The 16,919-nt window shown below is 29.3% G+C and carries 18 protein-coding genes and 1 tRNA gene; 14 read left to right on the top strand and 5 right to left on the bottom strand.

Annotation, left to right across the window (positions count from 1 at the left end; genetic code table 11):
• Positions 1 to 64: 64 nt before the first annotated feature.
• From IAA47_00205 to IAA47_00195, 3 genes are read left to right on the top strand one after another with little or no spacing between them, the layout of a single operon-like run.
• Complete coding sequence (locus tag IAA47_00205) at positions 65 to 1,081, top strand: TRAP transporter substrate-binding protein (protein ID MBU3841416.1); 1,017 nt, start codon at positions 65 to 67, stop codon at positions 1,079 to 1,081.
• Complete coding sequence (locus IAA47_00200; protein ID MBU3841415.1) at positions 1,081 to 1,560, top strand: TRAP transporter small permease; 480 nt, start codon at positions 1,081 to 1,083, stop codon at positions 1,558 to 1,560. The genes IAA47_00205 and IAA47_00200 overlap by 1 nt, the downstream gene beginning before the upstream one ends.
• 2 nt (positions 1,561 to 1,562) lie before the next feature.
• On the top strand, positions 1,563 to 2,867 hold the full coding sequence (locus IAA47_00195; protein MBU3841414.1) for a TRAP transporter large permease: 1,305 nt from the start codon (positions 1,563 to 1,565) through the stop codon (positions 2,865 to 2,867).
• 24 nt (positions 2,868 to 2,891) lie between these two features.
• Here IAA47_00195 and IAA47_00190 read toward each other — a convergent pair whose 3' ends face one another.
• Together IAA47_00190 and IAA47_00185 are read right to left on the bottom strand one after the other, a co-directional pair.
• Positions 2,892 to 3,581 carry a GntR family transcriptional regulator gene (locus tag IAA47_00190; GenBank protein MBU3841413.1) on the bottom strand — a complete coding sequence of 230 codons (690 nt, stop codon included), beginning with the start codon at positions 3,579 to 3,581 and terminating at the stop codon, positions 2,892 to 2,894.
• Positions 3,582 to 3,592: 11 nt separating this feature from the next.
• Positions 3,593 to 4,351 carry an IclR family transcriptional regulator gene (locus IAA47_00185; GenBank protein MBU3841412.1) on the bottom strand — a complete coding sequence of 253 codons (759 nt, stop codon included), beginning with the start codon at positions 4,349 to 4,351 and terminating at the stop codon, positions 3,593 to 3,595.
• 228 nt (positions 4,352 to 4,579) lie between these two features.
• On the opposite strand from IAA47_00185, the gene IAA47_00180 reads away from it, so the two are divergent.
• The 3 genes from IAA47_00180 (at position 4,580) to IAA47_00170 (ending at position 6,294) form a co-directional block, all read left to right on the top strand.
• Positions 4,580 to 5,428 carry a 5'-nucleotidase, lipoprotein e(P4) family gene (locus IAA47_00180; GenBank protein MBU3841411.1) on the top strand — a complete coding sequence of 283 codons (849 nt, stop codon included), beginning with the start codon at positions 4,580 to 4,582 and terminating at the stop codon, positions 5,426 to 5,428.
• A 118-nt stretch (positions 5,429 to 5,546) separates the two neighbouring features.
• Positions 5,547 to 5,894: a rhodanese-like domain-containing protein gene (locus IAA47_00175; GenBank protein MBU3841410.1), complete on the top strand. Its 348-nt coding sequence runs from the start codon at positions 5,547 to 5,549 to the stop codon at positions 5,892 to 5,894.
• 94 nt (positions 5,895 to 5,988) lie between these two features.
• Positions 5,989 to 6,294, top strand: a complete 306-nt coding sequence (locus IAA47_00170) for a hypothetical protein (GenBank protein MBU3841409.1) — start codon at positions 5,989 to 5,991, stop codon at positions 6,292 to 6,294.
• A gap of 16 nt (positions 6,295 to 6,310) precedes the next feature.
• Here IAA47_00170 and IAA47_00165 read toward each other — a convergent pair whose 3' ends face one another.
• The 3 genes from IAA47_00165 to htpX are packed head-to-tail and all read right to left on the bottom strand — an operon-like array spanning position 6,311 to position 8,875.
• On the bottom strand, positions 6,311 to 7,555 hold the full coding sequence (locus tag IAA47_00165; GenBank protein MBU3841408.1) for a YihY/virulence factor BrkB family protein: 1,245 nt from the start codon (positions 7,553 to 7,555) through the stop codon (positions 6,311 to 6,313).
• 15 nt (positions 7,556 to 7,570) lie between these two features.
• Entirely contained in the window at positions 7,571 to 8,020 is a 450-nt protein-coding gene (locus tag IAA47_00160) for a hypothetical protein (protein MBU3841407.1), read from the bottom strand.
• A gap of 9 nt (positions 8,021 to 8,029) precedes the next feature.
• Positions 8,030 to 8,875 (bottom strand): zinc metalloprotease HtpX, encoded by an 846-nt coding sequence (gene htpX / locus IAA47_00155; GenBank protein ID MBU3841406.1) that lies wholly within the window; start codon positions 8,873 to 8,875, stop codon positions 8,030 to 8,032.
• Between the two features lie 198 nt (positions 8,876 to 9,073).
• On the opposite strand from htpX, the gene aroB reads away from it, so the two are divergent.
• The 8 genes from aroB (at position 9,074) to IAA47_00115 (ending at position 16,658) form a co-directional block, all read left to right on the top strand.
• Positions 9,074 to 11,053: a 3-dehydroquinate synthase gene (gene aroB, locus IAA47_00150; GenBank protein MBU3841405.1), complete on the top strand. Its 1,980-nt coding sequence runs from the start codon at positions 9,074 to 9,076 to the stop codon at positions 11,051 to 11,053.
• Between the two features lie 80 nt (positions 11,054 to 11,133).
• Positions 11,134 to 11,394, top strand: coding sequence for a hypothetical protein (locus tag IAA47_00145; GenBank protein ID MBU3841404.1), 261 nt, complete (start codon positions 11,134 to 11,136; stop codon positions 11,392 to 11,394).
• A 15-nt stretch (positions 11,395 to 11,409) separates the two neighbouring features.
• A complete protein-coding gene (selD, locus tag IAA47_00140) occupies positions 11,410 to 12,441 on the top strand; it encodes a selenide, water dikinase SelD (protein ID MBU3841403.1) in 1,032 nt (343 codons plus the stop codon).
• Complete coding sequence (gene selA / locus IAA47_00135; protein MBU3841402.1) at positions 12,442 to 13,812, top strand: L-seryl-tRNA(Sec) selenium transferase; 1,371 nt, start codon at positions 12,442 to 12,444, stop codon at positions 13,810 to 13,812.
• Between the two features lie 19 nt (positions 13,813 to 13,831).
• Entirely contained in the window at positions 13,832 to 15,688 is a 1,857-nt protein-coding gene (selB, locus tag IAA47_00130; protein MBU3841401.1) for a selenocysteine-specific translation elongation factor, read from the top strand.
• Between the two features lie 33 nt (positions 15,689 to 15,721).
• Entirely contained in the window at positions 15,722 to 16,297 is a 576-nt protein-coding gene (gene yedF, locus IAA47_00125) for a sulfurtransferase-like selenium metabolism protein YedF (GenBank protein ID MBU3841400.1), read from the top strand.
• Positions 16,294 to 16,557: a DUF3343 domain-containing protein gene (locus IAA47_00120; protein ID MBU3841399.1), complete on the top strand. Its 264-nt coding sequence runs from the start codon at positions 16,294 to 16,296 to the stop codon at positions 16,555 to 16,557. Before yedF ends, IAA47_00120 begins: the two co-directional genes overlap by 4 nt.
• A gap of 8 nt (positions 16,558 to 16,565) precedes the next feature.
• A tRNA-Sec gene (locus IAA47_00115) sits at positions 16,566 to 16,658 on the top strand.
• Positions 16,659 to 16,919: the final 261 nt, after the last annotated feature.

The following is a 16,919-nucleotide window of genomic DNA, read 5'->3' as shown; positions in this document are numbered from 1 at the left end:
TTAGCTGGAAAAGATGCTGTTATAAATACTTTAAAAAAATATTTAGGAGAATAGAGGAGGAAAGATGAAAAAATTTTTAAATCTATTATTGATAATAGGGTATTTATTTTTGTTAGGTGCTTGTGGAAAAGGAGAAAGTAAAAGAATAATAAGAATTTCTCATAACCAAGCTCAAGATCATCCTACAAATATAGGATTATTAGCTTTTGAAGAGTTTATAGAGAGTAAATTAGGAGATAAATATGATGTTCAAGTATTTCCTAACGAATTACTAGGTTCACAAGTAAATACAGTAGAGTTAACACAGACAGGAGCAATAGATTTTGCTGTAGCAAGTAATGCTATTTTAGAGAGTTTTGATAATATATATCAAATTTTTAACTTACCATATCTTTTTGATAGTCCAGAACATTATCACGCTGTAATGGATAATGCTGAATTAATAGAACCTATATTTACATCTACTGAGAAATCAGGATTTGAAGCTGTTACTTGGTTAGATGCGGGAACTAGAAACTTTTATACGGTTAAAAAACCTATTAATACACCTGATGATTTAAAAGGTTTAAAAATTAGAGTTCAACAAAGTGCTTCAAATATAAGAATGATGGAGTTATTTGGAGGGGCAGCAACTCCAATGGGATTTGGAGAAGTTTATACAGCATTACAACAGGGAGTAATTGACGGAGCTGAGAATAACGAGTTAGCTATCACAAGTAATAAACATGGAGAAGTAGCTAAATTCTATTCATATAATATGCATCAAATGGTTCCGGATATCTTAATTGGAAATTTAAAATTTTTAAATGGACTTTCAGCTGAAGAGAGAGAAATTTTTAATGAAGGATTTAGATTAATATCTAAAGTCCAAAGAGAAGCTTGGACAGAATCAGTTGAAAAATCAAAAGTACAAGCTCAAAATGAGATGAATGTTCAATTTATATATCCAGAAGTAGCTTTATTTAAGGAAAAAGTATTACCTCTTCATGGAGAAGTATTAGAGGCAACTCCTAAATTAAAACCTATATATGATAAAATTCAAGAGATAGGAAGACAAATAAAAAAAGGGGGAAATAACTAATGAATAAAATAAGGGATATTTTTGATAAAACTATTATTGGAATATGTGTAGCACTATTTATATTTATGACAATAGTAGGAACTTATCAAATTACTTCAAGATATGTATTAAAAGATCCGAGTACAGTATCTGAAGAGTTAATATCTTACTCTTTTGCTTGGATGTCAATGTTTGCGGCATCATATGTATTTGGAAAAAGAGATCATATGCGTATGGTTTTCTTTATTGAAAGATATTCTAAAAAAATTCAATTAAATGTTGCTATTTTATCTGAGCTAGTAGTTTTATTGTTTGCATTTGGAGTATTAGTTTGTGGTGGAAAGACAATAACTACATTAACAATGACTCAAATGTCTCCAGCTCTTAGAGTTTCAATGGGGTATATATATTCTGTACTTCCAACTTGTGGAGTAATTATTTCAATATATTCTGTTTTAAATATTGTAGATCTGTTAAAAGAGATTAAAAAGGAGGCATAGGAATGGTACTTACAACAGCATTAATAATGTTTTCAGTTTTAGTAATAACTTTATTATTAGGATTTCCTATTGCTATTAGTATAGGACTATCTTCAATCTTAGCAATATTACCATCATTAGCTTTTGATAATACATTGGTAACAGGAGCACAAAGAATATTCTCAGGAATTTCTAACTTTACTTTAATAGCTATTCCATTTTTTATACTTGCAGGAAATATAATGAATCAAGGTGGAATAGCAAAAAAATTAGTTGCTTTTGCTCAGTCGTTAACTGGAAAAATACCAGGGTCACTAATGCAAACAAATGTTTTAGCAAATATGATGTTTGGTGCAATCTCTGGATCAGCCACAGCTGCTTGTGCTGCTATGGGAGGAATTTTACTTCCTATGGAAGAGGAGCAAGGTTATGATAAGAAGTTAGGAGCAACAGTAAATATTGCTTCAGCTCCAACAGGATTATTAATACCGCCATCTAACTCACTTATAGTATATTCGTTAGTAAGTGGAGGAACTTCAGTAGCTGCTTTATTTATGGCAGGATATATTCCAGGAATTTTATGGGGAATAGGATGTATGGCTCTCACTTTATATTTATGTAAAGTAAGAGGAATGAAGGGAACAAATAATTTTAAATTAAAAGTTGTTTTAGTTACTTTTATAGATGCACTACCATCATTAGCATTGATTGTTATAGTTATAGGAGGGATAATTAAAGGAATATTTACTCCAACAGAGGGATCAATAGTAGCTGTGGTGTATACTTTAATTCTTTCAATGATATTTTATAGAACTATAAGTATAAAAGGATTAATAGATATATTTGCAGAAAGTGCTAAAATGACAGGAATAATAGTATTCTTAATAGGTGTATCAACAATTATGTCTTGGGTAATGGCATTTACTGGAGTACCTCAAGCTATCTCAAACTTGATTTTAGGATTAACAGATAACAAATTTTTAATTCTTTTATTAATGAACTTATTATTATTATTTATAGGAACGTTTATGGATGTTACTCCAGCAATCCTAATATTTACTCCGATATTCCTGCCAATAGTTCAATCTTTTGGAATGAGTGCTGTTCAATTTGGAATAATCATAGTATTCAACTTATGTATAGGAAATATTACACCACCAGTTGGAAATACTCTATTTGTGGGAGTAAAAGTTGGAAATTTAAAAATAGAAGATGTTATGGGACAACTAATAAAATATTATGTAGTAATAATAATAGTATTAATGTTAGTAACTTATATTCCAGCTATTTCAATGTATCTGCCAACTGTAGGTGGATTTGTAAAATAATAAAAAGGGCGAAAGCCCTTTTTGTTATTTAAAATATTCTGGGTATTTTTCTAAATACTTATTTATAACATGTTTAAATTTTGATAAATGTGCCGAAATAAGTGGATCAATATCTCCAAAAGAATGTTCCTTTATAATATTGATAATATTATAGTGTTGTTCATAGGTTTTAGAGGCACTAAATTTTTCCAAAGCATCAATCAATCTTAATCTATCATAATGAGTAGCTAATCTTTTGACACTCTTCCAAACATTCTTTTTATTATAATAATAGAATATTAAGGAATGAAACTCATTATCTAAATCAAAAAATTTATGTAAATCTTCTTCAAAATCAATTATTATCTTTTGATAAGCAAGATTTTTCTCTAACTCTCTAATTAACTCTTTTGAATTTTTATCAGAACAAGCTATTTTTAATATCTCTTTTTCGCAAAGAGTTCTTAAGAAAACAGCCTCCTCTACCAAGTTAAGATCTATTTTAGAAACAAAGGATCCTTTTTGTGGAAAAACATCAATAAGCTTTTCCTCTGAAAGTCTAACAATAGCCTCTCTTACAGGAGTACGGCTAACATTGAGTTGATTACCAAGCTCTACCTCACTAATACACTCTCCAGGTTTTAAATTAAGAGTCATAATATTTTCTTTTATAACTCGATAGATGTATTCTCGGTTATTTTCGTTTTTCTTTTTTGCAGTATTTTCTAATAACATATCTCCACCCTTTAATTTGTAAAATATTCTAGTCTTTTAGAGATTTCTTCACAAGTTTTTTGCATCTCTTTAACCAATATCTTTGCTTTTTCTTCAGTTAGATCATCAGCAAAACATGGACAACTAATAGCAGCAATAATTCTATTTTTTTTATCTAAAATAGGAACTGCTACAGCTCTAATATTTTTAGAGTGTTCCATGTTGTCATATGATATTTTCTGGATATTAATTTTAAGTAGTTCACTTTTTAATTTTTCCCTATCAGTAATAGTATTTTCTGTATATTTAGGAAGATTTTTATCAAGTAGTTTATCAAGTTTACTCTCACCTAATTGGCAAATGAGAAGCTTACTTGCAGCTCCAGCATGAAGAGGAAATATAGCATTTTCTGCAACTGATACCTTTATCAAATCACTACTTTCTACTGTAGCTATACTTCTAATTTTATCATTATCAAGTACACTTAATTTAAAAGTCTCTTTAAATTTTAAAGATAGTTCTTCAAGATAAGGGTGAGTTATATTTTTTATAAGGGTATATTTTTCATATCTACTAGAAAAAAAATAAAACTTCTCCCCTAAAGTATACTCTTTATCTTGAAAGTTAAGATATCTTAAATCTGTAAGAACCTCTAAAAGTCTGTTTACAGTTGCTTTTGGAAGATTCAAATCCTTAGCAATTGAACTTTGTGTAGCAGAATATTTATAGTATAGATAATTAAAAATTTGATCTGCTTTATCTATAGCAGGAACCTTAGATTTTTCCCTCAAAATGATATTCTCCTTTTTATCTAAATTTATTGAATTTTAGTTATTTAATTAATAAAGTTAACATAGTATAGTTATTATATCATAGTAAAGATATTAGATCAAGGATTAGAATAAAAATTGTAATATACATAATTTTAAAATAATATTTAAAATGGATCTATAAAATTATTGAGTTTTTCATACAACTAATGTATAATTAAATTAAGCCAAAATCATAGGAGGAATTTGATGAAAAATAAAAAAATCTTATCACTATTAGCAGTGGCTATTACAGCTATAAGTATGACTGGATGTAGTAATCTGTATAGTAAGTCAGAGGATAAAGTAACACTTACTTATGATGAATTAGTAGCTAGAGAAAACATGATGGCAACTAACTGGTATCAAACTTCTGGAGAAGCAAGAGCTCTATATCTTCAAGGATATAATGTAGCAACGCAAAGATTAAAAGAGTATTTAAAAACACCTCATACAAAACCTTATTCAATAGTTTTAGATTTAGATGAAACTGTATTAGATAATAGTCCATATCAAGCTGAAAATATTATCCTAGGAAGAGGTTATGACAGTAAGTCTTGGGATGAATGGGTAAATATGAAAAAGGCTAAAGCAGTTTCTGGAGCAAAAGAATTTCTACAATTTGCCGATAAAAATGGAGTAAAGATATATTATATTTCAGATAGAACTGAAAGTCAATTAGAAGCAACGATTGAAAATTTAAGAGCAGAAGGAATACCTGTTCAAGCAAATGATAGTGTATTACTTAAAAACAAAGATGATAAAAGTGGGAAAGTAAATCGTCGTGAGTATGTAAAAAATCATACACAATTAATTATGTTATTTGGAGATAACCTATCAGATTTTGATTTATTTTCTTCTAAATCAATAGATGAAAGAAATGCTAAAGTTGAGGAGTTATCAAAAGAGTTTGGAGATAGATTTATAATATTCCCTAATCCACTATATGGAGCATTTGAAACTGCAATTTATGGTGGAAAGTTCCCACAAGCTAAAGAGAAATTAGAGATAAAAGAGAGTATTTTAAAAGGTTATAAATCACTTGAAACTAATAATTAAAAATTATTTAAGAGAGCTTACTAATCTGTAGGCTCTTTTTGTTTGTAATCTTGAAATTTCAGTAAGAAAATGATATAATAATTGAGTAAAAAAATCAGGATTAAAAAAGAGGTGTTTTATGATAGATACAGTTTCAAATGTTGAAGTTAGAGAGTTAGCTTATAAAATTATATCTCAAGAGAAAGCTAAAGAGATGATGGAAGAGAATAAAGATTATGTTATATTAGATGTAAGAACAAATTGGGAGTATAACAGTGGACATATTCCAGGGGCTATTAATATTCCTAATGAAGATATAGGGCATGAAGAGATAGAGGCTCTTCCAGATAAAGAGCAACTAATATTAATATATTGCCGTAGTGGATATAGAAGTAAGCAAGCAGCAAGTAAATTAGCTGTATTAGGCTATAAGAATATTTATGAATTTGGTGGAATAATAACATGGGAATATGACATAGAAAAATAAAAAAAATTTTCAAAATAAATAAAATAAAAAATATTTGACTGATTGTATAAAATGTTGTATAATGTATCAAATAAACTAAAATGAGAGGTGTTATATGAAAAAATGGTTTTTTATGACTTTTTCTATTTTTGTTTTATTTGGATGTTCTAATACAGAAAATCAACCCACTCGAGAAAAAACAGCAGCCGAAAAGACAGCATTTATATTAGATGTTTTAGTTTCAAGTGCGATTTATAATGAAACTAATTTTGGGGCTGGTAAAGAATATATAAAGATAGATACAACAACAAATAGTAATAGTATAACCAATACTACTTCAAGTGGGAATGTTACACAAACTAATACTGTAACCACTTCAACGACAAAAAGTAAAGGTTTTGGATTTGGAATAGGATATTAAAAAACTGAGGTTAACCTCAGTTTTTTTCTATATACTCTTTAAAAGAAAATTTAAAATTTTTATCTCTAACACATTCTAATAACTTTTCAATTTCCTCACTATTTTCAATACTTATTCTTTCACCAAAATTTTCAAGAGATTTGAAAACTGTTTTAAAAGATATTCCATCTACATTTTTTATAATAACATAGGATTTATCATCCTTTTCTCCAATTTCACCAACTAGTTCATTCTCTATAAATACATTTAAAATATACTTAATAACTTCATATGGTATCCCATATTTTTTTATAATCTCATTGATAGTAAGAGGAGTAAGGCTGTTTAGATATCTTTCTACTAATTCTTTCATTAGGATAACTGCAGTATATTCCTTTATTTTAAAATTAACATCTTCTACACTTTTAGTAAAGAGATGAAGCTCTCTATTTTGTAAAAAATAACAAAGATGAGCTCCTAAAATTATAAAGAACCACATCAATTTTAACCAAAACAAAAATATAAAAATAACAGAGAAGCTACCATATATCTTATTGTAAGTATTAACCATTCCCTGTAACAAAATAAAAAGTGATTGAAAACCAGAGAAAAATAGAGAGATAAAAACTGCAGCAATGAGTGCAGGAATAAATCTAACTTTTGTATTTGGAATCAACATATACATTGTTGTAAAGAAAAATAGTAGAGTTAAAAAAGGAATAAGTTTAATTAATATACTAAGAGCAATATTTTCAAGGCCAACTTTATCTGCAATTATTTTAACTACTCCACTTGATATAACTAATAGAGTAGGAAATAAAATAAAGAAAGATATATAATCTGTAATCTTTCTAAGAAACATTCTTGATTTTTCAACTCTCCAAATATCATTAAAAGCTTTCTCTATAATAGAAAACATAGATATCAAAGTCCAACCCAAGAAAAGAAATCCAATACCTGCTAAGATACCTGTTCTTGTATTTTCTAAGAAATTTTGAGCAAAGGTAATCAAAAGATTAATAGACTCTTCATTAAGTGGAGAGTAATCTCTTAATTTAACTAAAAAATAATCAGCCACTCCTAACCAAGTTCCCAAGCTAAAAAGGATAGCAAATATAGGAACTAAAGAAAGAATTGTATAGAAACAAAGTGAGGTAACCCAAAGCCCAGAGTTAGCTCTTCCATAGCTTTCTAAAGCTTTTTTTACAACTCTGATAATATTACTTATCTTGCCTTGGGATACAATCTCTTTATAGGAATCAATAAGAGTTTTAAAATTCACAAGATCCTCCAATTATTAGTTCTCTGTAACACTACTTACAGTTGCTTCATCAATATCGGCAGCATTTATTTTATCACTAGTATGTTCAATAGTAGTTTCTATTTTTTCTTCAGGTAAAGCTTTATTTCTAAAGTTAAATTCGAAGTTTTCCTTATCTAATACATATATACTAGATAGAGTAGTTGGAGAAAAGAAATAATCACCAACTCTTACAAGTTTTTTTTCACCATTGGAGTCATAGATATAAAATGGATTTTCGTTATTTCCAAGTATATCCATAGTTTTTTTGTCAATTTGCATAGCTTTTAACTCTTGTTTGCCATCAATAGATATATATGTAGGAGCTACATCCATAAGCATAATTAATCTTTCCATTAGAAAATATTCTGGAATAATTTCAGCTCCAATCAATTTAGTTGAAAATAAAGTTGTAATCGTAAAAATCAGAATAAAAAATCTTTTCATTAAACCCTCCTATTCATATTTCATCTCTTCTAATTTTCTAATTCTATCTTCAGTAGATGGATGCGTACTGAATAAATTAGCCATCTTACTTCCAGCAAGAGGACTTACAATAAACATATTCTCTGTAGCTGGAGCAGCATTATACATGGGAATTCTTTTACTGTACATATCTAATTTTCTCAAAGCATTAGCAAGATATTGAGGATTTCCACTAACCTTTGCTCCAAATCTATCAGCCTTGTACTCTCTAGTTCTAGAGATAGCCATTTGTACTAACATAGCAGCTATTGGAGCAAATATAGCAATACCTATTAGAGCAATAGGATTACTTCCTCCATCTTCGTCATCTCTATTGCTTCCTCCAAATATAGCAGCCCATTTAGCCATATTAGCAAGGAAAGCAATAGCTCCAGCCATTGTGGCAGCTACAGTACTAATTAGTATATCTCTATTATGAACGTGTCCTAATTCATGTCCAATTACTCCTGATAGCTCATAATCATCAACTAATTCCATAAGTCCTCTAGTTACAGCTACAGCAGCGTTTTTAGGATTTCTTCCAGTTGCAAAGGCATTAGGCTGTTGCTCATTTATAATATATACCTTTGGCATAGGAAGATTCGAAGTTTTAGCTAATTTTTCTACAAGCTGATATAGATGAGTATCTTTATCTACAGGTTGAGCTCCATACATAGATAAAACGATTTTATCACTGAACCAATAAGAGATAAAATTCATTATTCCAGCCATAATAAGAGCAATAACCACTCCATTATGTCCCCCAATAGCATTTCCTATAACTAAAAGTATAAATGTTAAAATTCCCATCAAGAAAAAAGTTTTTAAAGTATTCATCTTTTAAGTCACTCCTTTTTATATTCATACATATATTATACATTATTTTTAGATTTCTTCAATATATTTATAGTGCCATAATATTGTGTCAAGAGTATGAAAATTTTGTCTATTGAAGAGAAAAAATTTTTTGAGTATAATTATTATAGAGTAAGATAAAAGTTGGTAAAAATATTTTTGAAGTTATAGGAGATAAATATGAGAAGAATAGATATAAGAACCTCTAGTGGAGAATATCCAATAATATTAGGAAAAAATATAATATCGCAATTAAAAGAGTATATAAGTGATTATGATAAAATATTACTATTGTCAAATGAAGATATAGGAAATATATATTTTAAAAGAGTATTACAAGAGTTAAAAGATGAAAGAATAAGAGTTTTTACTATACCAGAGGGTGAGAGTTTTAAAAATCTAGAAACTTTATCAACAATATATGACTATATGGCAAAGGAAAACTTTTCAAGAAAATCCTTAATTATCTCTTTAGGGGGAGGAGTAGTTTGTGATATAGGAGGCTTTGTAGGAGCTACTTACATGAGGGGAATAGATTTTATTCAAATTCCTACCTCTTTATTAGCTCAGGTAGATGCTAGTATAGGTGGAAAGACAGGGGTAGATACTCAATATGGGAAAAATTTAATAGGAGCATTCAAACAACCAAAGGCTGTTTTTATAGATGCAAGCTTTTTAAGTACTTTACCAAAGGAACAGTTCTCTTCTGGGATGGCAGAGGTAATTAAGCACTCTTTAATAATTGAGAATAAAGAGTATTTTGAGTTTTTAAAGGTGAAAAGAGAGAAGATAATTTCATTGGATAGTGATAATTTAATAGAGATGATAGCAAAATCTTGTGATATAAAAAGAGAGATAGTAGAGAGAGATGAGTTTGAAAAAGGTGATAGAGCACTATTAAATCTTGGTCATACATATGGTCATAGTATTGAGAAACTTTTCAATTTTAAAGGTATGACTCACGGTGAGGGAGTTGCAAAGGGAATAATATTTGAATTGGAGCTTTCAAAAATATTAAATAGAATAGATGAAGATAGAATAGAAGAGATAAAGGATATTTTTAAGAGTTATGGGTTAGATCCCAATCCAATTTATTATCCAGAAGAAGTTATATTAGAAATAATGAAAAAGGATAAAAAGAACTCATTTGATAAAATTAATTTTATTCTTTTTTCAAAGGAAATGAAAGTCTATAGAGATAGTGTTGAAATAAAGTATATTTTAGAAGTAAATAACCTTTTTTCACCTAGATATATAAAGGGAATAATAGATATAGGAACAAACTCTTGTAGACTATTTTTAGCTCAAGTATTTCAGGGAGAAGAGATAAAAATTGAGAGAGAGATATCTAAAGATGTAGAGATAGTAAAACTTGGAGAGGATGTAAATAAAAATGGATATCTAAAAAAAGAAGCTATATCTAGGACTGTAGAGTGTTTAAAAAGATATAAGAAAAAAGCAGATAGCTATGGAGTAAAAGAGTTAGTGGCTTTTGCTACATCAGCGACAAGAGATTCGAAGAATAGAGATGAATTTTTAAATCAAGTAAAAGAGATAGGTATAGATATAAAGTGTATATCTGGAGATAGGGAGGCTCAACTGAATTTTCTAGGAAACTCAATAGTTTTTGAGGAGAGAATATTGGTTCTAGATATAGGTGGTGGAAGTACGGAATTTACTCTTGGAGAAAAGGGAGAAATCGAATTTGTTAAAAGTATAAATATAGGAGCAGTAAGAGGAACAGAGAGATTTTTTTCAACTCAAAATTATACAGATGATACTATAGAGAAGTGTAGAGAGTGGGTAAAAGATATGATATCTGAAGTAAAATTTTTGAAAAATAAAAATTTTACTTTAGTTGGAGTGGCTGGGACAGCTACTACACAGATATCTGTCCAAAAACAGATGGGAGTTTATGATAGTTCTAAAGTACATATGTCAGAAATTAGACTAGAGGAGTTAAGAGAGAATTTAAAACTTTTCTTAGAGTGTAGTGTAGAAAAAAGAAAACATATTGTTGGTTTAGAAGAGAAAAGAGCTGATGTAATCATAGCTGGAACAATAATACTAATCACTATAATGGAGGAATTAGGAGTAAATAAAATGATAGTATCGGAATCTGATAATTTAAATGGGGCTATGATCAGTAAAAGTATTTAGAGTAAAGGTAGAATTGTTTAAAAAAATATAGTAAAATATATATGAGAAGAGTAAAAATGAGGAAATTAGTTGGAGGAAAAATGACACCAAGGTTAGCAAAAATTTTAGATGCCTATGATAGTTTTAATGGCACAACGAGAAAGAGATTAGTAGCAGGAAATCTTTATGATTATTTTATGCAAGAGTTTAGAGGAGAGCTAGAGTTTATATATAGTTCAGCTACTAAAGAGGATATAAAAGAGGATATAAAGGCTATGGCAGATGTAATCTACCACGAGGAAGAGAAGGAGAAGAGAGATTTTCTTGTGGGAGTATTAGTGGATATAGTAAAAATGATGTAGCGTGAGGTGAGGCAGATGAGTGAAAAATTACATTTAGATAGATGCTCAATAGGTGGTTGAGCAAGCAAAATAGGACCAGAGGTTCTTTCAGAGATATTACACAATCTTCCGAGTGTGGAGGATAAAAATTTAATAGTAGGATTTGAAAAATCAGATGATGCCGCTGTATATAAACTGACTGAAGATATAGCTATTATACAAACATTGGATTTTTTTACTCCTATGACAGATGATCCATATATTTTTGGACAGATAGCTGCAGCAAATTCACTAAGTGATGTGTATGCTATGGGTGGACAACCTAAAACAGCTATGAATATAGTTTGTTTTCCACAAAAGTTGGATATAAAAATACTAGGAGAGATACTGAGAGGTGGAGCTGAAAAGGTAATGGAGGCAGGAGCTGTTCTAAGTGGAGGACACTCAATCCATGATCCAGAGGTAAAATATGGACTTTCAGTAACTGGTATAGCTCATCCAGATAAAATTTTAAAAAATCATGGATGTGAAAATGGAGATATTTTAATATGTACTAAAAAGTTAGGAACCGGGATAGTTACAACAGCTTCTAAGGTAAATCTTGCAAGTAAAGAGGCAATAGATGAATCTGTAAAACAGATGATAACTTTGAATAAGTATGCTGCTGAAGTGATTGTAAATTATCCAATAACAGCTTGTACAGATATTACAGGATTTGGTTTTTTAGGTCATGCCTATGAAATGGCTAAAGGTTCTGAAAAGAGTTTAGTTTTTGAAGGAGATTTCATACCATACATCACAGAAGCAAAAGAGTATGCTAAGGATTTTTTAATAACAACTGGTGGGCAACAAAATAGAAACTTTATAGGAAGAGATATAGATTTTGGAAAAACTCCTCTTTGGTTACAAGAGATAATGTTTGATCCACAAACATCTGGAGGGTTACTGTTTTCAGTAAAAAAAGATAGTGTATCTGCACTGATGAAGGAGTTTAAAGAGAAAAATATTGATGCTTATATAATTGGTTCAGTTGAAGAGAAAAAAGATAAATATTTAATAGTGAGGTAGATAATGAATAACCTTTTCCGTAAACTTCCTAAATTGGATATATTGATGCAAGATAAGAGGTTAGTGAGTTGTAGGGAATCAATGAACTACAACGCTTTCTACACTCTTGTAAAAGATGAGATAGAGAGATTTAGAGAGGATATTAAGTGTAAAAAAATTGAAAATTTTGAAAAAGAGGATATTATAGGTAGTATTCTTGAAAAAGTAGAGTTAGTGAATGAGAATAGATTAAAAAAAGTTATAAATGGTAGTGGTGTAATAATTCATACAAATCTAGGACGTTCAATTTTAAATAAAAAAGTTGTAGAGAAATTAGAAGAGATTGCAGGTAACTATAGTAATTTAGAATTTGACTTAGAAGAGGGAAAAAGAGGAAATAGAAATTCACATGTAGAAGAGTTGATATGTAAAATAACTGGAGCTGAAGGTGCTTTGGTTGTAAATAACAATGCAGCAGCAGTAATTCTATGTTTAAATGAGTTTGCTAAGGGAAAAAATTCTATAGTATCAAGAGGTGAACTTGTAGAAATAGGAGGATCTTTTAGAATTCCTGATATTATGGAATTATCAGGTGCTAAATTAAAAGAGATAGGAACAACTAATAAAACTAATATAGCAGATTATGAAAGAGCTATTGATGAAGAAACTGCACTTATTTTAAAAGTTCATAGATCGAACTTTAAAATAAGTGGCTTTACATCAGAGGTATCCAATAGAGAGATAGCAAATATTGGAAAAGATAAGGGAATATTGACTATGGAAGACTTAGGGAGTGGTGTTCTTGTAGACTTTTCTAAGTATGGAGTTATAAAAGAACCAACTGTACAGGAGAGTGTAGCTTCTGGAATAGATATTATTACAATAAGTGGAGATAAGCTTTTAGGTGGTCCACAGTGTGGTATTATTTTAGGAGCTCAAAAATATATTGAAAGATTGAAAAAGAATCAGTATTTAAGAGCTTTTAGAGTGGATAAACTTGTACTTTCAACATTAGAGGGAACATTGAAGTATTATCTTGATGAGAGGGAGGCTATAAAAGAGATTCCAACCCTTAGAATGATCACTGAAAATAAATTAGAAGTGGAGAAAAGAGCAAAAAAACTACAAAACTTACTAGAGGAAAAGGGGATTGTTACTCAGATAGTAGAGAGTAGAGCTAAAATAGGTGGTGGTTCTATGCCAGAGGAGACAGTTCCTAGTTATGCTTTAAAATTTAATGGAAATGCCCAAGAACTTGAAAGATATTTTCGTTTAGGAAGCAGTAGTATAATAGGAAGAATATCAGAAGGTGCTTTTATTTTAGATTTAAAAACAATAAGAGATGAGGATATGGATATTATAGTTAAAAAAGCTCAGAATTTTAAAAGCTAGATAGAGGGAAGTTAAATAGATGAGAGATATTATAGTAGGAATGGCTGGACATATTGATCACGGTAAAACCACAGTTGTGAAATATCTTACTGGAGTGGATACAGATACACTTCCAGAAGAGAAAACTCGAGGAATGACAATAGACTTAGGATTTACTCAAATTAAATTTGAGGATAATAGTAGAGTTGGATTAATAGATGTACCTGGTCATGAAAAGTTTATAAAAAATATGAGTGCTGGTGCTTCTGGAGTAGATTATCTTATCTTGGTAGTAGCTTGTGATGATGGTATTATGCCACAAACTATAGAACATTTTCAAATTGTTAAACTATTTGGTGTAACTCGAGGAATGATACTTTTAACTAAAAGAGATCTAGTTGATGAAAAAAGATATGAAGAGGTAAAAAAAGAGTGCCAAGAGTATTTTAAGGGAAGTTTTTTAGAGAAAGCTCCAATTTTAGAAGTTTCTTCTAAAGAGATAGAGAGTTATAAAAGAGTAAAGGCTCTTCTATATAGAGAGTTAAAAGAATTAAAAGTTGAAGATGAGAAAAAATATTTTAGAATGGATATAGATAGAGTTTTTTCTTTAAAAGGTTTTGGTTGTATAGTAACAGGAACAGTTAAAGATGGAGAGGTAAAAGTAGGAGATAATCTGACTATATATCCTAAGAGAAGAGAAGTTAGAGTAAAGAGTATTGAATCTCATGGAGAGAAAAAAGAGAGCTTAGGAAGTGGAAATAGATGTGCAATAAATCTCTCAGGAGTAGAGAGTAGTGAGCTAGAAAGGGGAGATATAGTAGCTCGAAATTTACTTGTAGGTGATAGAGTAGATTGTAAGCTATCACTTTTAGAGAGTGTACCTAAGTTAAAAAACAATCAAAGAATTAGATTGAATATTGGAACTACCGAGGTAATAGGAAGAGTAAAAATATATGAAAAAAACTATATATTAGGTGGAGAGGAAGCCGTAGTTCAACTGCAATTGGAGAATACTATAGGTGGAATTTTAGAAGAGAGAGGAATAGTTAGAAATTACTCTCCTATAACGACAATAGGGGGAGTAGAATTGCTTTTCTTTCCAAAAAGTGATTTCAATAGAAGAGATTTGCAACATATTGATTTTTTGAACACTCTTTCAAAAAATAGTGACAGAGTAGAGGAACTATTTAAAAAGGATATGAGTTTAGATGAAATCTCTGCTTTAATAGGAAAAGATATAGAATTAAAATCTTATATATCTTCTGGAAAGATTTATCTTTTAGATAAAAAAATTATCCAACATGAGATTTTAGATGAAAAGCTTAAATTAATAGAAAATTATTTAATTGAATTTCATCAAAAAAATAATTTAAAGAAAGGGATTACAAAATCAATATTAAGATCTCTCTTATTCAAGGAGTTATCACAAAAAGAGTTTAATATTTTATTGGATTTGGACAAGGTGAAAGAGAGTATAAAAGTTGTAGATGAGTATATATCTCTTAAAGATTTTAAGATAAGATTAACTCGTGAAGAAAAAGATATGAAAGAGGAGATTTTTAGTTATTATAAAAATCAAAAGTTTGAAGTAAATTCATATTCATATTATTTTAATCAGAGTAAAAATAAATATCTATTTGAAAAAGTTCATGCTTATATGATTGAAGAAGGATTTATTCAATATTTAGAAGATGAATATTTTATTCTTTCTGGATTTTTAAAAGAGAGTATAAAATTGATAAATGAGTATTTTCAAAAAAATATAACTCTGGAGATAAAAGATACAAGAGCTCTATTGAATAATAGTAGAGATAGTGCTATACTTATCTTAAGAAAGTTAGATACACTTAAGATAACAAAAAATATTGATGGAGTGAGGGTACTTATAAAGAATTAAATTATGTTTTTAGTGCCAATATGGGAGGTTATTATGATAAAAGTAGATGCTACAGGACAAGTTTGCCCAGTACCAATTATTATGACAAAAAATGCTTTAAAGGATATAGATGAGGGGCAGGTAGAGGTATCTGTTGATAATAAAATATCTCTAGAAAATCTTGAGAAGATGTCAAAGGAGATGGGATATGATTATACTGTCCAAGAGAGTGGAGAGATTTTCAAAATTATAATAAATAAAGTTGGAGAAAATTTAGAGAATAAAAAAGATGAGGAAAATATAGTTGTAGTAATAGATTCTCTACATATGGGAAAAGGGGATCCTGAATTAGGAAGAATTCTTATGAAAGGATTTATTTATACACTATCAGAAATGGAAAAATTACCTAAAACTATACTTTTCTATAACGAGGGAGTAAAACTAGTTATTGATGGAGCAGAGAGCTTACAAGATTTAAAATCTTTAGAGAAAAGAGGAGTGGAGATTTTAGCCTGTGGAACTTGCTTAAATTTTTATGGAGTGACAGAAAAGTTAAGTGTTGGATCTGTAACTAATATGTATACAATTATAGAGAGACAGTTAAATGCTACTAAGGTGATTAAACCATAATGGAAAAGGAGAGATTTTTACTTTTAATTGCAGATTCTACTCATTTTATAATGAAATTAGAAAAAAACTTGCAAAATTATGGAATTTGGTGTAGAATAATACCGTTACCTAGAGAGATAAGTGCTGGGTGTGGTCTTTCTATTAGAGCTGAGCTATCTGATTTAGATAGGATAGATGAGATATTAAAAGAGAGTGATATTAAAATTGAGAGATATATAGTAGAAAAACTTGGTTTAAAAAAGAGTTTTGAAAAGCTATAAAAATTAATGGAAGCGGAAGAAAGCTGGTGTTTTCAACAGTCTTCAAAACTGGTAGGTGGCTTAATGTCATTGGTAGGTTCGATTCCTACACGCTTCCGCCAAAATATAAGATCGAGATAAAAATAATTTAATAATAGAAAAAAGAAGAAAATTTTACAGATAAAAGTTAGCATATGGATGGAACTTTTAAAATAAAGTTTTCTTCTTTTTCATTTGTTGGAGTTGTTTTTATAGGCTCTTTGTCAAATGGTGTTGGTAAAAAACAAATAAATTTTTATATAGCTCCAGTGGATTTTCCACTGGAGTTATTTTGTTACCAATAATTTATTAGCTATTAAAATTCTTGCTCTGAAGTGATAAAA

This window comes from Candidatus Fusobacterium pullicola (assembly GCA_018883725.1).
In the GTDB taxonomy this organism is placed as follows: domain Bacteria; phylum Fusobacteriota; class Fusobacteriia; order Fusobacteriales; family Fusobacteriaceae; genus Fusobacterium_A; species Fusobacterium_A pullicola.
Note: the sequence above shows the minus strand (reverse complement) of the source record. Positions and strands in the feature narration are given on the sequence as shown.